Origin of the sequence: Haladaptatus litoreus (assembly GCF_900156425.1) — an archaeon.
Classification (GTDB): Archaea; Halobacteriota; Halobacteria; order Halobacteriales; family Haladaptataceae; genus Haladaptatus; species Haladaptatus litoreus.
Map to the genome: position 1 here is coordinate 740,582 of NZ_FTNO01000001.1, position 14,848 is coordinate 755,429.

14 protein-coding genes and 1 pseudogene are annotated in these 14,848 nt (G+C 61.4%); 14 read left to right on the plus strand and 1 reads right to left on the minus strand.

Annotated elements, in window-relative coordinates; all coding sequences use genetic code 11:
• The 14 genes and pseudogenes from BW974_RS03770 (at position 1) to BW974_RS03835 (ending at position 14,411) form a co-directional block, all read left to right on the plus strand.
• Positions 1 to 504, plus strand: coding sequence for a DUF7310 family coiled-coil domain-containing protein (locus tag BW974_RS03770; protein ID WP_076428111.1), 504 nt, complete (start codon positions 1 to 3; stop codon positions 502 to 504).
• A complete protein-coding gene (locus BW974_RS26365; RefSeq protein WP_076428113.1) occupies positions 501 to 1,034 on the plus strand; it encodes a DUF7311 family protein in 534 nt (177 codons plus the stop codon). The genes BW974_RS03770 and BW974_RS26365 overlap by 4 nt, the downstream gene beginning before the upstream one ends.
• A 209-nt stretch (positions 1,035 to 1,243) precedes the next feature.
• Positions 1,244 to 2,004, plus strand: a pseudogene (locus BW974_RS26370) (ATPase, T2SS/T4P/T4SS family); the annotation flags it as partial.
• Positions 2,004 to 3,707: a type II secretion system protein gene (locus BW974_RS03785; protein ID WP_076428114.1), complete on the plus strand. Its 1,704-nt coding sequence runs from the start codon at positions 2,004 to 2,006 to the stop codon at positions 3,705 to 3,707. The pseudogene BW974_RS26370 and the gene BW974_RS03785, both read left to right, overlap by 1 nt.
• 86 nt (positions 3,708 to 3,793) lie before the next feature.
• Positions 3,794 to 4,231 carry a DUF7283 family protein gene (locus BW974_RS03790; RefSeq protein ID WP_245799891.1) on the plus strand — a complete coding sequence of 146 codons (438 nt, stop codon included), beginning with the start codon at positions 3,794 to 3,796 and terminating at the stop codon, positions 4,229 to 4,231.
• Positions 4,212 to 4,643 carry a DUF7285 family protein gene (locus BW974_RS03795; RefSeq protein ID WP_076428116.1) on the plus strand — a complete coding sequence of 144 codons (432 nt, stop codon included), beginning with the start codon at positions 4,212 to 4,214 and terminating at the stop codon, positions 4,641 to 4,643. The genes BW974_RS03790 and BW974_RS03795 overlap by 20 nt, the downstream gene beginning before the upstream one ends.
• A complete protein-coding gene (locus BW974_RS03800; RefSeq protein WP_076428118.1) occupies positions 4,643 to 5,524 on the plus strand; it encodes a DUF7284 family protein in 882 nt (293 codons plus the stop codon). The genes BW974_RS03795 and BW974_RS03800 overlap by 1 nt, the downstream gene beginning before the upstream one ends.
• On the plus strand, positions 5,521 to 8,643 hold the full coding sequence (locus tag BW974_RS03805) for a DUF7286 family protein (protein ID WP_076428120.1): 3,123 nt from the start codon (positions 5,521 to 5,523) through the stop codon (positions 8,641 to 8,643). Before BW974_RS03800 ends, BW974_RS03805 begins: the two co-directional genes overlap by 4 nt.
• Complete coding sequence (locus tag BW974_RS03810; RefSeq protein ID WP_076428122.1) at positions 8,630 to 9,061, plus strand: DUF5791 family protein; 432 nt, start codon at positions 8,630 to 8,632, stop codon at positions 9,059 to 9,061. Before BW974_RS03805 ends, BW974_RS03810 begins: the two co-directional genes overlap by 14 nt.
• Positions 9,062 to 9,165: 104 nt before the next feature.
• Entirely contained in the window at positions 9,166 to 10,020 is an 855-nt protein-coding gene (locus tag BW974_RS03815; RefSeq protein ID WP_076428124.1) for an SDR family oxidoreductase, read from the plus strand.
• Positions 10,021 to 10,073: 53 nt separating this feature from the next.
• A complete protein-coding gene (locus BW974_RS03820; RefSeq protein ID WP_076428125.1) occupies positions 10,074 to 11,255 on the plus strand; it encodes a DHH family phosphoesterase in 1,182 nt (393 codons plus the stop codon).
• Positions 11,256 to 11,321: 66 nt separating this feature from the next.
• Positions 11,322 to 12,461, plus strand: a complete 1,140-nt coding sequence (locus tag BW974_RS03825; protein ID WP_076428127.1) for a DUF373 family protein — start codon at positions 11,322 to 11,324, stop codon at positions 12,459 to 12,461.
• A 37-nt stretch (positions 12,462 to 12,498) separates the two neighbouring features.
• Positions 12,499 to 13,203: a diphthine--ammonia ligase gene (locus BW974_RS03830; protein ID WP_076428129.1), complete on the plus strand. Its 705-nt coding sequence runs from the start codon at positions 12,499 to 12,501 to the stop codon at positions 13,201 to 13,203.
• 260 nt (positions 13,204 to 13,463) lie between these two features.
• Positions 13,464 to 14,411, plus strand: a complete 948-nt coding sequence (locus tag BW974_RS03835; protein ID WP_076428130.1) for an alpha/beta hydrolase — start codon at positions 13,464 to 13,466, stop codon at positions 14,409 to 14,411.
• A 30-nt stretch (positions 14,412 to 14,441) separates the two neighbouring features.
• Here BW974_RS03835 and BW974_RS03840 read toward each other — a convergent pair whose 3' ends face one another.
• On the minus strand, positions 14,442 to 14,744 hold the full coding sequence (locus BW974_RS03840) for a hypothetical protein (protein ID WP_076428132.1): 303 nt from the start codon (positions 14,742 to 14,744) through the stop codon (positions 14,442 to 14,444).
• Positions 14,745 to 14,848 lie beyond the last annotated feature (104 nt).

Consider the following 14,848-nt stretch of genomic DNA (forward strand, 5'->3'; position numbering starts at 1 on the left):
ATGTCGGACGTAGAAACCCTCGATACACGTCTCCGCGCCGTCGAACGCGCGCTAACTGAGAAGGATTCGGATTCCGTTTCGCACGAAGACCTGAACGCGGACAGTCATCCAACGATAACCGAGATGACAGTACCCGAACTGACCGCTCGCGTCTCCGAGCTCGAATCGAGAATGAACGACATCGAACCGCGACTGGACGAACTCGACGCCGCTGTCCAAGCGCTCCGAGGCTACGTCGGCAACATCCGCGCGGTCAACGCGGAGGTCGAACGACGGGCGGACGCCGCGCTTGCGAAGGCCGAATCGGAATCCAACCGACGCGAATCGTCCGAGTATCGTTCGACGCGCCGAGAATCATCAACCATCGGCCGCGAACCTCCCGCTGAAGCACATACCGAATCACCGCCCGACCTTCCGACGAAACGCCAGCTTTCGGGAGCATCCGAAACGGAAACCGAAACAGGATCGGGCTCCATCTTCGCGCGACTCCGCGGGATGCTGTGAGCATTCGCGTCGTTCTCGCCGTGATTCTCGTCGTCGCCCTCTGTAGCGTCTCCTATCCTGCTATCGAGGCTGCCCGGACGACCCGCGCGGAACACCACGCGGCGGGAGAACTGGCAACCGTGGAAAACGCCCTCCTCGACCTCTCAACGGAAAGCGCGGTTTCGATGGGTCATCCCGGTGCCCGCAGCGTGGTTGCGCTCTCGATTACGACCGAATCGAAGAGCAGCTCCCAAATCGAGTACATCGCCGTCGGCGGCGTTCCGGGGTCGAAACACGGGAAAGACGCTCACGGCGACGTTCTCGCCTATCGTGTCGGCGACGAAACCCACGTCCGGTACGTTCCGTTCGACCTCCGCGTTGCCCATGGTGGACAGAAACACGGGCACGACTGGCATCTCGAAGCCGACCGGACTCCGCTGGTCGTCCGCGATACGGGACGAACCGAAATCGTATTCCGACTGGTCGAACGACGCGGAAAGCATCTCGTCCTCGTCACCTTCATCGAAGGGACATCTTCTTCCACCGCCTGAAGTTTAAATCGGAAAACGAAGCCACGCCGACCCATGTGGAACCGATTGGCGAGGAATCCGTTTTCCAAGGCGCGGAACACCGAGAAAGAGCATCACTGCGACTGCACCATTTCGTTCGACGGCGACCTGCTCTCCGTCGATGCGAACGACTGTTCGGGTGGCGGGATTCTTCGAGAGAATCCCGCCTGTCGAGCGACGATTATCGACGCGCTCACCTCGTTTCGGGAACTCGCGGCGCGGGAAAGACGACCTGCCTCGGCGCGCTCCTTTGGGAACTGCCGACGAAGACGCGAACCGTCGTTATCGAGGATACGCGAGAACTCCCCGTCGAATCACTTCAGCGCGACGGACGCGACGTGCAATCACTGCTGACGACCGCGAACGGAGACGAACCGGGAGTACAGCCTGCCGAAGCGCTCAAAACCGCGCTCCGGTTGGGCGAGGGCGCGCTCGTCGTCGGCGAAGTTCGTGGAAACGAAGCGAGCGTTCTGTACGAAGCCATGCGGTCGGTGCCAGCGGAAGCGCGGTTCTCGGAACGATTCACGGCGACTGCGGCGATGCGGTGTACGAGCGAGTCGTAACCGACCTCGGCGTGGCACCGTCGTCGTTCGCCACGACGCAGTTCGTCGTCACCCTCGAACCATACGAGTCGGGCGAAGAAAGCGGCAAGCGCGTCAAACGAATCGAGGAAGTCGTCGGAGACGGCGACTCGATTCGGTTCGAACCGCTGTACGAACTCGACGATGGGAATCTCGTTTCGACCGGGCGAATCGACCGTGGTAACAGCATTCTCGTTTCCGACCTCGCAGAATCGACCGAAACGTATGCCGACGTTCGGGCGGCCATCGCCGCCCGAACCAGTGAGATTGAGAACCGCGTCGGCAAATTGAGTCCGAAATTTCCGGTGACCGAATCGAGAATGAGCGCTTCGAAAATGGACGGGTCGAAAACGGGTGACGAGTCGGCGTGATGCTCGCGCGACTCGCCACCCTGTATCCGTGGGACGTTTCACCCGATTCCGACATCGACCGCGCGCTCGGATTTCTGGGAACTGACGCGGACAGCACGACGGTCATTCGCGCGGGAAACGGCGCAGCGATTCTCGGCTGCTTCGTCGCGCTCGTCGTGACGGCCATCGTCCCTACAGGGGTTCGGATTCCGACCGCCGGACTTCTGTTCGCCGGTTCGCTCCTCGTTTCGATGGCAGTGCGGCGCGCTCCCGTCCTGCTCGCCGCGGCGAAACGCACGCAAGCACTCGGTGACGCACCCGACCTCGTCGCCAGAGCTGTGCTCCGAATGCGAATCGAACCGACCGCGGAAACCGCCGCCGAGTTTTCGGCCCGAACCGGCGACGGTCCGCTTGCTGCCAGTTTGGATGGCCACGTTCGGCGTGCGGTCGGGTCGCCTGATTCGGGATTTGTCGCGTTCGCCGAGGAATGGAACTCGTGGAATCAAGCGCTCAATCGGGCAGTGACGCTCGTTTCGGCCGCCAGCGAAGCACCGCCCGACGAACGTGAGCGAACGCTCGACCGTGCGCTGTCTGCGATACTCGACGGAACGCGGGAAGATATGGCAAAGTTCGTATCGGAGATTCGCGAACCGGCGACCGCGATGTACGCTTTTGGGGTTTTGCTCCCGCTCGCGCTGGTCGCGGTACTCCCGTCGGCACGGGCCGCAGGTGTGCCACTGTCACCGACCGTACTGGTCGTCGTCTACGACATCGTGCTTCCGCTTGCGCTCGTCGCCTGCTGCGTGTGGCTTCTCACCCACCGTCCGGTCGCGTTTCCGCCGCCGGACGTGACTCGCGCGCATCCGGACGTGCCGAATCGACGGCGAGACGTGTTGATCGTGAGTTCCGTCGCTGGCGCGGTTGCGTTTTTCGTCACCGGGTTCCTGCTTCCGGACTGGACGCGCTGGATTGCCGGTGTCGGATGCACGCTGGGATGCTCGCTCGTCGGGGTGACACAACCGACAGTCCGGGTCAGAAACCGGGTTCGCGCCGCCGAGGAGAATTTGACCGACGCGCTGTATCTCGTCGGTCGGCGAGTGAACGACGGCATCGCCGTCGAACGCGCGATTTCGGTCGCCAGCGACGAAATCCCCGGCGAGACGGGCGACCTGTTCGTGCGGGCAGACCGTATCCAGCGACGGCTTCGACTCGGCGTTCGAGAATCCTTCCTCGGCGACCACGGCGCGCTCGCGGACGTTCCAAGTCCACGCGCGAGGAGTGCCGCGGCACTCCTCGCGCTTTCGGCACGGGAAGGACGGCCCGCTGGCGGTGCGGTGTTGTCGATGGCAGATCATCTGGACGACCTTCAACAGGTCGAACGCGAGGCGCGGCGCGAATTGGCGCAAGTGACGGGAACGCTTCGCCACACGGGGTCGCTGTTCGGCCCGCTCGTTTCGGGAGCGACGGTTGCTCTCGCTGGTGGAATGGGAGGCGTTGGAGCAACAGGAACGAACACCGCTCTCGGCGGTGCGTTTCCAGTGGACGTTCTCGGACTCGCAGTCGGCGCCTACGTCCTCTTGCTTTCGGCGATACCCACGACGCTGGCGGTCGGATTGGAACACGGACTCGACAGAACGCTCGTCGGGTACCGAGTCGGCCACGCCTTGCTCTCCGCAACCGGAATCTACCTCGTCGCATTCGTACTCGCGGGAGCTGTAGCCTGAGCGTAGGTTTAAGTCGGAAAACGAACCCACTCCGGGCCATGTTCGATGCACCTGTCGATGCGTGGTACGTCTAGCTCGGCGTAGCGATGGCGAGTCTGGTGGTGTTCGGCGTCGCCGCCGAACTGCCGACGACACCGCCACCGGACGCCGCCCGTGCGGTGAATACGGTCGATTCCGTTGCGGGATGTGAGTACACTGCGACCGCGGAGCATCCGATTTCGGCGCGGGAAGTCAAACTCGGTGCTCACAGACTCGGATTACGCGGCGTGGGCGGGACCGCCCACGCCACGTTCGTCTCAGATTCGGTCGTTCCAGTCGGGAACGTGGCTGGGTCGAAACGAGGCACGAACCTCCGGCGCGTGCTGAACGGAGAGCCACCCGCTTCCGTGTTCGCTTCCCCGACCGATTTCGCGTCGGCGGTACGCGTCGCCGGAAATCGGAGAGCAACGTGGCAGGGCGCGGACAACACCCTTCAGATTCGCTGTGTTTCGTGGGAGGGAGTGGATGCCACCCTGGTCGCGTGAGCGGGCACAAGCCGAACCGCTCCCTGCACTCATTGCGGTGTTCGCCGTGTGCGTCGGACTCGTGACTTACACGGGAGTCTTGGGCGACGCGATGCCGGAACCGAATCGGAATCCAGCGCCAGCAACCCTGTCGGAAGTCGAGCAGGTCATCAGTTCGAACGGCGTCGTGGCACCGACTCGGATTGCTGACGCGCTCCGAACGAAACCGGCAGGGTACCGTCTCAACATCACGCTTTCGACGGGTTCGGGGAACGAAAATCACACTCAACTGTGGCACGCAGGCCCGCCAGTCCCGAGGACTGCGGATTCCGTGGGTTCCGCGGAATCTGCCGAAATCGCTGAAACCGTGGTAAGCGTTCGAATCTCCCCCGGAAACATCCGTCCGGCCCGCCTGCGCGTGGAGGTGTGGTAATGGGCGAAACCGGACGACGGGCCATCAGCACCGTCTTCGACGTGACGCTCTGTCTGCTGTTGGTGAGCGCCAGCGCGTTCGTCCTCGTCGGGGCGCAGTCGTCCCGTCAGGCCATGACTAACGAGGAACCAACCGGCAAGGAACCGACCGCCGAATCGACGGCGAACGTCCTCGTCACCAGCACCGCGGCGGTGAACTACACGATTCGAACCGAACAAAAGTCGCTGTCGCGAAAAAACCACGGCACACTCGCGGGACTGCTCACTGAGGCTGCGATTGCCAATACGACGGTTCACGGAAGCAAACTGATGCGGGAGAGCGAGAATTTCGAAACCACGGTGGCACGCCGAGTACGGAATCAAGTCGGTATCACGAACGGGACGAACACACAAGTCGTCGTTCGCTGGCAACCGTATCGAGACGCCCACATTCGAGGAGAAACCGCCGTCGGAAACTCGCCACCGCGAGACGCGACTGTGCACGCGGCCTCCGTGTCCGTTCCGAGTGGACTGCCGGGAGTTCGAGACGATACACTCGATGCGGCACGGCAGGATGGCTATCGCGGCGTTGCACGCGTCGTTGCGACCGGAATCGTCTCTGGGTTGTTGCCGGAACATTCGACGAATCTCGCGCTCCACGACCGACCCCCGGTGGCGGATTCCGCGGCCGGACGATTCCAACGACTGGGTGAGCAGTACTATACTGATTTGCCGAGCGGTGCGAACGATGGAAACGGGATAGGAACCAGACAAACACTTGTCCGAGCCATAACTGCGACAATCGAAACAGAACTCCGGAAAACGTTCGAATCGCCAGCGGAAGCGGCCCAATCCGTCTCCGTCGGACGGGCAGAAATCGTCGTCAGGACGTGGTCTGCATGAGATTGGCTGAAGACACTCGGGCGCGGGTTCCGTTCGCACTCGTCGGCGTCCTGCTACTGGTCGGCAGCGCGACGTTCGCGGGAACGCTGGCGACGCGAGCGTCGCCGACTGTAGACCGAAGCGTCGAGCGAGCGATGGAACACGCCACGGCGAGCACGCAGACGGCCCTTCGGGGCGCGGTTCAGCAGGCTGGGAAAGACGCATCCGCACAACCGCTTATCGAACCCGCTAACACGACTACCGGAAAAGTCATCGACGATTCTGCGGCGTTTCGAGAGTATCTTCGGCTCCGAATCTATCTCACTGCGCGGGAGCGACTCGAATCCACCTCCGTCCGCGTCGGCGACGTTCGTGCGACGCCGTCGCTTTCCCCGACAGCAAACGCCAGTTCGCTCCGGCGTGCAACGGAGCGAGTCCACATCGAACCGGTCGGAAACGCGACCGAATCGGGACTTCGAGTTCGAATCGAAAACATCACGCTGCGAGCGTACCGCGACGAATCTGTCGTCGCGGAAACCGCTCGAAACATCACCGTGGTGGTCGAGACGCCGGTTCTCGCGCTTCACGAGCGAGTTCGGCGGTACGAAACCCGGTTGAATCGCGACCCGTTCGAACCCGGCCTCGGCCGACGACTGACTGCACGATTGTACGCGACGACGTGGGCGCGCGGCTACGCCCAGTACGGCGGTGCGCCCATCGGAAACGTGCTGGCGAATCGCCACGTCGAACTGATGGCGAACGGAGCGATGCTGGAAGAACAACGGAACGCCTTCGGTCGAAGCGACCCTGCCGGACGAAACGGACTCCGGCGGGCAACGGCCCGTGTCGGACTGTCGGACGTACTGATTCCGACTACGGAACGCGGAACGCGATGGACGGACATCGTATTGGAAACGGCCGGCCCGCTCGCCGACGAACCGCAGACCATCTCCGGCCCGACAAATACGACGTACTCGCCCGAAGACGGGATGGTCGTCGGCGTAAACGAGTCCGCGGATAGGGCACTGTTCGACCTCATCGGGGAGGACGAAGCATCCGCAGGTAGCGAAAAGAGTCAGTTCGACACTGCACTCGAATCCGCCTACGAAGTTCCCGTTCGGACGGTTGCAACCGTTCGAACGGTTCGTGACGAATCCCCTCCCGAACACCGGTCGCCGGGGAAAAACTGGACGCTCGTGGGACAGAAAACGGACACCAGACGGTCCGTCGAAAGTGTGGACGGAAGACACCCCGGAACACCTCCCGGATGGCACCTGTTGTGGACTGCTGACCGACGTGTCACCCAAACGCACGTGACAACCGACTACTGGAAAAGAGAGGACGGAACGAACCGAACGACGACACGGCGATGGTCGGACGAGTTCGTCGTTTCGCTCGGCGTTGCGGGCGACCACACGACGACCGAGTTCGCTCCGGAACGACCGCTGCCGACGGCGCACGAATCCGGCGGGCCGTTCTCAGGGGCGAATATCGCGGACATCGAGCGGAAAGCGGTCGATACGCTCGTTTCCGCGCGCGGTGGCCCGGACAGCCTTGCGAAACGGGCCGTCGATGGCACGCTCGACACGCGTCCGAAAACGGTGCAAGGTCGGCTTCCGACCGAACTGCGAGAGTGGGCGTATCGAGACGTTCGCGAACTCCGAAATCGAATCGAAAACCGCTCGACGACGGTTTCCCGCGGTGCAGTTGCCAGTGGGAAAACGAATCCGACAGCGACGTTAGCGTCGGACATCCGAACACACAGCGATGAGTTGGTGGATGCACCACCGACCTACGACAGCACGGCCGAGCGAGCGCGCTACGCGGTTCGCGCCGCATACATCGATGCGGTTTCCTCTCGCCTCGATAGCAGAGCGGAACGTACTGAGCACACACAACAGGGCTTCAGTTCGGCGGTTCGTGACGCAACGGACGTTCCGCTCGACCGAGTACGAGAGATACTCGACTCTAGAAAACGGGTCGAATCGCCGACTCGGAATCCGCTTCCGACGAGCGGCCCCGGTGCGCCGACGAATCTCTCCGTCGATGGCGCACCCGCGTATCTCACGCTCTCGGCAGTCGAACACGACCACGTGTCGGCAGTTCCGCGGGGAGAGAGCGCCCATCCGATGTCCGCACGAAACGTCAACCTGTTCGCGGTTCCCGCCGCAGACGTGACGGACGGTATCGTCTCGTTGCTGCCGGATGCGCGAGATGAAAAACGGATGAGTCTCCGAGACGCCGCGCTCACCCTGAAAGCCGCGAACAGGACGCTTTCGGCCAGTGACAACGAAAGCCTGCGACGACAACGAAACGACCTTCAGCGGTCGCTTCGGCGGACGAATACCGGCGTTAGGAAAAATCTCGCTGATTCCCTCGAAACGACCGATTTGAGTTGGGGAGAGCGCTGGGTCGCCATCCGCCGCGGACTCGCCCGCTGGGAGACGACGGCAGACCGCTCGCTCGCGCTCTCGAACGGTTCCGCGGCGGAACCCGTCGCGGCGGAATTAGAAGCGCAAGGAACAGTACAGCGAACCCAGATGCAGCGCGACCGACTTACGATTCAAATTCAGGTCGGACTGGAAACCGCGCGTTCCGAGACGAAGGGCGTGAAGGAGTCGGCGGTCGAACCAGCGAGCAAAACGCTTCGTCAAATCGTCGAGGGCGAAACGAAGCGACTGGCGAAACAGGCGATAGAGAAGGGCGTCGAGGGTGCACAGAAAAAATGGGTCAACGAAACGATGGCGAGTCTCGCCGCGGGATTGCCCGTTGCGCCCGTTCCGGGGTACTGGTACGCAACGGTCAACGTCTGGCAGGTCGATGTGTCGGGAACGTACGCCCGATTTACGGTTCGGGCGCGACACGGGTCGCCCGTCTCGCCGGGCGCATCGGTCGCGTACACTCGGCAGTCACAAGCGGTTCGATTGGATTTCGACGGCGACGGCAGCAAAGAACTGTTCGGTCGGACGACGCCCATCTCGTTCGACACGTGGACGACGGTTATCATCGCAGTGCCGCCGGGGAAACGAGGCGTGGGCGACGTAAACGGCGATGCTGACGAACGGTCGCCGGGGTGGTCGAATCGGAGTAACAACCCATTTGACTCGCGCGCCCTTCGTGGTGAGCATGCTCTACGATGAAATAGAAAACCCCGGTGAGTTGACGCCAGAGGAAGTTCATGCCCAGTACGTCGCCGAACTCGCGGAGACCGTCGAATCTGTCGGTGTTGATGACGTGGTTGCGGCGACGGAACTCGACCGGGAAACGGTCGAGTCCGTCGCAAATGGCGAGAAACCGGAACTCACGCTCGAAGATGCCGCTGGCATCCTCGCAACCGGAGACGCCCCGCCAAAGGACACCATCCTGCTCGAAGTGCGCGACCACCTGCTGATGGGAATGACTACCGGGGTTCTCGACATCGACACGCTGGCCTCCAGCATCGACAGCGACCTCGGCGCGCGCGCACTTCAGCAGAAAATCGAGGGGCGAGCGCCGATGACGCTCGAAGAGTACGCGCTCGTTCATCACTTCATCGCAGACCGAAACGACCGCGACTGAGAGACAGTGAAACGACGATACAGTAAGACGATGAGACGGAGAGACAGCGAGGCAGCAAAACGACGAGACGGCGGGGTTTTCCACGTTGCGTGCGAAGAATGCGTATGAACGTCGCAATTCTCGGCTGTGGCTACGTCGGCCTCCAACTGGGTCGGCAATCGGACGAGGACGGACACGACGTAGTCGGCGTCCGGCGGTCTGCCGATGGCGTGCAGGCCATCGAAGACGCGGGATTCGGAGGGATACAGGCTGATGCGACCGACGAGAAATCGCTGTCCGCGATTCCAGATGTAGACGCCCTCGTCTACGCGGTCAGTGCAGGCGGCCGCGATTCGGATTCAGCACGAAGCGCCTACGTGAACGGCCTCCGGACGACGCTGTCGCATTTTTCGAGACGCGACTCGCCGCCGGAACGAGTCGTCTACACCTCTAGCACCGGCGTGTACGGCGACCGGGATGGGGACTGGGTTGACGAATCGACGCCGTTGGAACCGAAAACCGAGCGACAGGAGATTCTGGTCGAAGCCGAGCGAATCGCCCGCGAGGAACACGAGATGGACTGGACGATTGCTCGGTTCGCGGGACTGTATGGGCCAGACCGATATCGACTAGAACGATATTTGGACGGAACGGTGGCAGAACGATATCTGAACCTGATTCACCGCGACGACGCGGCGGGGGCGGTTCGGTTCCTGCTGGAATCGGATTCGGCGCGGAACGAAACCGTGCTAGTGTGCGACGATGAACCGATTTGGAAACCGACGCTCGCGGAGTGGCTCGCGGAGCAGTGTGGTGTCGAAGGGCCGGAGAGGGGGGACGCAACCTCCGAGCGCGCCCGGTCGAGCAAACGGTGTTCGAACGAGAAATTGCGGGATTTGGGCTACGAATTTCGGTATCCGACGTACCGGGAAGGGTATCGGAACGCGATTTCCGAATACCGACAGCCCGAAAACGTCTGACATCTGTTACCGTTGGGAAAAGTTCTTGTCGTCACATATCGACAATTCGGAGTATGGAGTTTCCGGCCGACCAGTCGGTTCAGGGGCTATTTCGGACGGCGCAGGTTTATAGCTCCGAGAATACGATGCTCGTCGTCGGTGCGGCACTGGGTACTGTCGTGCTCGCGGTGTCGCTGTGGCTGGTCGTTCGCTGGATTCGGCGACCGATGGGTGCCAGACTCAAACGAGCGCTGGCGAAACGGGACGAAATCGTCGTTCTCATGCACCCGAACCCCGATCCGGACGCGATGGCCTGTGCAATCGCCGTCGGGTATCTCGCAGAAATGGTCGAAACGGACGTAACATTACAGTACTCCGGGCAAATACGACACCAGGAAAATCGTGCGTTCCGAACGATTCTCGACCTCGAAATGACGCGCGTCGAACACGTAACCGACCTCGCTTCTTCTACCATCGTTCTCGTCGACCACAATACGCCCCGCGGATTCGACGGGGCCGAACGAATCGAACCCTACGCCGTCATCGACCATCATCCCGGCAACGGAACGGGCGAAGTGTTCACCGACAAGCGGACGAACTACGGCGCGTGTTCGACCATCGTCGCGGAGTACTTCGAGGAACTCGGTGCGACCCCCGTCGGCCCGGACGATATTCCGCCAGAAGACGAGTTTGTCCTCCCCTCGGACATCGCAACCGGACTGCTGTACGGGATTCAGTCCGACACGAAACATCTCACGAACGGCTGTTCCGAGGCGGAGTTCGCTGCCTGCGCGTATCTATATCAGGGTGTGGACGAACATCGACTCGACAGAATCGCAAATCCGCAAGTCAGTGCGGAGGTGCTCGAAATCAAATCGCGGGCCATCACGGAACGCGAAGTCCGCGGCTCGTTCGCGGTCTGTAACGTCGGCGAACTGTCGAACGTGGACGCCATCCCACAGGCCGCAGACGAACTCATGCACCTCGAAGGCGTGACAGCGGTCGTCATCTACGGTCAAAAAGAAGACACGATTCACGTTTCGGGTCGTTCGCGTGACGACCGTGTACACATGGGAAAAGCATTGCAATCCGCAGTTTCCGAAATTCCGGGGGCGGGTGCAGGGGGGCACGCTCGCATGGGTGGCGGGCAGGTGCCCGTCGAATCGGCGGTCGTCGCGGGCGGGATGGAAGTCGGACTGTGGACGAATCGGGAGTTTACTGATGGCATTTTCGACGCGCTCAACGGAAACGTCTGACGAACGACAGCCAGTTGGCATAAAGAAGACCTTTTTATCCCTTGCCCGTCTGAAGTGAGATACCGAATGAGTACGCTGGTGGTGTGCGTCGATAGAAACAACGACATCGGGCGCAAGACCGGGCTGGCGATGCCAGTCGCCGGTTGGGAAGCGGTTCGCTCGCTCGTCACCGATGTCGGACTCGCCGACCCGGAGGATTCGAGTGTCAACTGTCTGCTCGAAACGCTCCGCGTGGCACGCGACCTCCGCGACGGAAACGAGGAGCCGATTGTCGCGGTCATCTCCGGCACCGCCGAAACGCGGGTGGGCGCAGACCGCGCCGTCGCCGCCCAGATGGACGAACTCGTGGCGGAACACGACCCCGATTCCGCCATCATCGTCATCGACAGCGCGGAGGACGAGCGGTTGGTTCCCATCGTCGAAAGTCGAATTCGCGTCGATGCCGTTGACCGCGTGGTCGTCCGACAGGCCCGCGACATCGAATCCACCTACTACCTGCTGAAGCAGTTCCTCGCGGACGAGGAACTGCGCCAGACCGTCCTCGTTCCGACCGGTATCGCGCTCATCGCGTTTCCGGTACTGTTGCTCGAATTGGGACTGGCCATGGCCACCTCGGCAATCACCGCAGTTATCGGCCTGTTCGTCCTGTACAAGGGCCTCGCAATCGGCGACTACTTCCGCGATTTGCCCGGCGAGGCACGCGATGCGCTGTACTCCGGGCGCGTTTCAATCGTCACTTACGTCGTCGCGCTGGGATTGTCGCTCATCGGCGTCTTCGTTGGCGCACTCAGTGCCGAATCGCTGGTAGCCAGCGAAAGCATTCTCATCACCGCGATGGCGTTCACGTTCGAGAGCGTGCCGTGGCTCGCAGTCGCCGCGCTGACCGCGAGCGTGGGCCGGCTACTGGACGAGGCGATTCGAAACGACCGACTTCGAAACTCCTACCTCAACCTCCCGTTTGGCGTCCTCGCAGTCGGATTGGTCGTCCGCGGTTTTTCCGCGTACTTCCTCCAGCGCGACGGCAAAATCGGGCCGGTCGTCGTTCCCGAAATCTCGGTCGGCCAGACGACCATTTCACAGTTCACTCTCGACCCCGGCACGCGACTAGCGGTGTACGTCTTCGTCGGCGTCTTCGTCAGTTTGCTCGGCGTTCGCGTGGCCTCCTACGTGAGCGGAACGACCTTCGGAGAGGAAGTCGCGGAGTAACCGAGGGCCATTTATTCCCGCATTTTCAAAGCAAACCATGAACCAGCAGGCGTGGGTTAGTCTCTTTTCCGGTGGGAAAGATTCCTCGTGGGCGCTCTACCGCGCGCTCGAAGACGGGTTGAACGTGGAGCGACTGCTCACCGTCCATCCGGCGGGCGACTCGTACATGTATCACGTTCCGGCGACCACGTTGGCCACGCTCGCCGCCGAAAGCATCGGTATTCCACTCGTCAACGTCGATGGCGACTTCGACGCCGAAAACGTCGAAGACGCCGGAGAGCAGGGCGACAAAGAAACAGAAACGCTGGAAACCGCGCTCCGCGACCTTGACCTCGATTTAGCGGGCGTCACGGCGGGCGCGGTCGAAAGCGAGTTCCAAACGCATCGGATTCAGGATTTGTGCGACCGCCTCGGTATCGACCTGTTCGCCCCCCTCTGGCAGGAAGACCCCCGCGAACTCGGGGATGCGATGATTGACGCCGAGTTCGAAATCACAATCATCCAAGTCGCGGCCTACGGCTTGGACGAATCGTGGCTCGGCCGAACGCTGAACAAGCAGGCATTGGACGAACTGGAGGAACTCAACGACGAGTACGGCGTTCACATTTTGGGAGAGGGCGGGGAATTTGAAACGTTGGTGACCGACGCGCCGCATATGGAACGTCCAATCGAGTTGGAGTACGACACAGAGTGGGATGGTGACCGAGGTCGGATTCGGATTTCGGACGCGGAGTTGGGGTGAGCGTTCTTTCTGCGAACGAAGTGAGCAGGTTTTTAGGGCAGATTTTTTGCGCGAGTGGTACCCACAGCGCACCGAGGCGAAGACATCCGGGCGGGGAAAAGCCACGCATGTTTATGCCGAATGGTATCGTATCGCATTCGATGAATCCGACAGCATCGAGACACGAATGCGGGACACCAGCATGCGCACTGATTCGGGTACAAAATCGCGCTTGACGGACAGGAGAGGTAGTTCCGAGGGCCTCCGGGTAACGAATTACGATGGCTCGAAAAGAAACGGTTCGACGCGAGTCGGTTAGTTTCGAGAGTGAGGGAACACGATGTGCGGCCACACTCTACCGCCCGCCCGAACCGACGGGAACCGGTACCAGAAATCCACCTGTCGTAGTGATGGGAAACGGGTTCGGACTGCCACGTCGATTCGGGCTTCCGGCGTTTGCCGAGCGATTTGCGGAACGCGGTCTGGCCGTCCTCGTATTCGATTACCGGACGCTCGGCGAAAGCGGTGGACAACCCCGGAACGTCGCTCTTCCCTTCGGGCAGATTGCCGACTGGCAATCCGCAGTCGAGTATGCACGCACCATCGACGGCGTGGATGGCAACCGAATCGGCGTCTGGGGGTTTTCGTTGGGCGGCGGTGGTGCGTTGGTCACTGCGGCGCGCGAGGATGTTGCCGCCTACGTCGGACAGACTCCGATTTTCGACGGCGCGCGAACGCTCCTCTACATCGTCCGCCAAATGGGGCCGAGATACGGGCTTCGAACGACCGTGGCAGGACTGCGGGACGCCGCCCGAAAATATACCCGGCGAAACCCCTACTACATCCCGATTTGGGGAAACTACCCTGACGAACTTCCGGCCCTCCCGACACCGGGTTCCAAGGAAGGGCACGAGGCAGTCGTCGGGGAAGACGCGAACAGCGAGGAAATAAATCGATGTGCGGCGCGCGCGTTTCTCACGTTCGGTCGCTACCGACCCATCGAGGAAGCCCGAAATGTCGATTGTCCCGCCCTCATCGTGGAAGGAACTCGTGACCAAATTGCACCGGGAACTGCAATCGATGCTACTGTTTCGAAGATTTCTGATGTGAGTTGGGTGGCATACGACACCGACCACTTTGGGGCGTTCTTCGGCGACCTCCTCGAAGAGGTCGCCGAACGGGAAGGTGCGTTCCTCGAACGTCACCTGTTCGATAAAGTGGAGCAGTAACCTCAAAGACGACCGACCAGCGCCGTCAGTTCATCCGACGGTTCGGTTCGAAGTTCGGTATTCACGAATCGCTTCGATTCCTGCGACGATGAGAGCCACCCCGAGCGTGATTTGCGCGACAATCACTACCCATCCGATAAATGATGTCATCGGAAGTCCGAATCCGGAAAGTACGTCGATGAACCTCGGGGATGGCCCGAACGGCGGGGTAACCATATTTCGAAGTCCGAGGCCAAGTATGACGACGCCGATGACGAGTTCGAAGAGTTTCGTTCCGATGTCGTCCTCCGTCTCCGTTTGACTCGTCTGACCGACAGCCTTGGCTTGGCTCATGCGCTTCAAATGAACTCTCGTTCACATAAGCGTATCGACAGTAAATTGTACGGTTGGTGGGGCAATCCAACGGACGGCGATATGACTCCAGTAGCGAGTTCTAA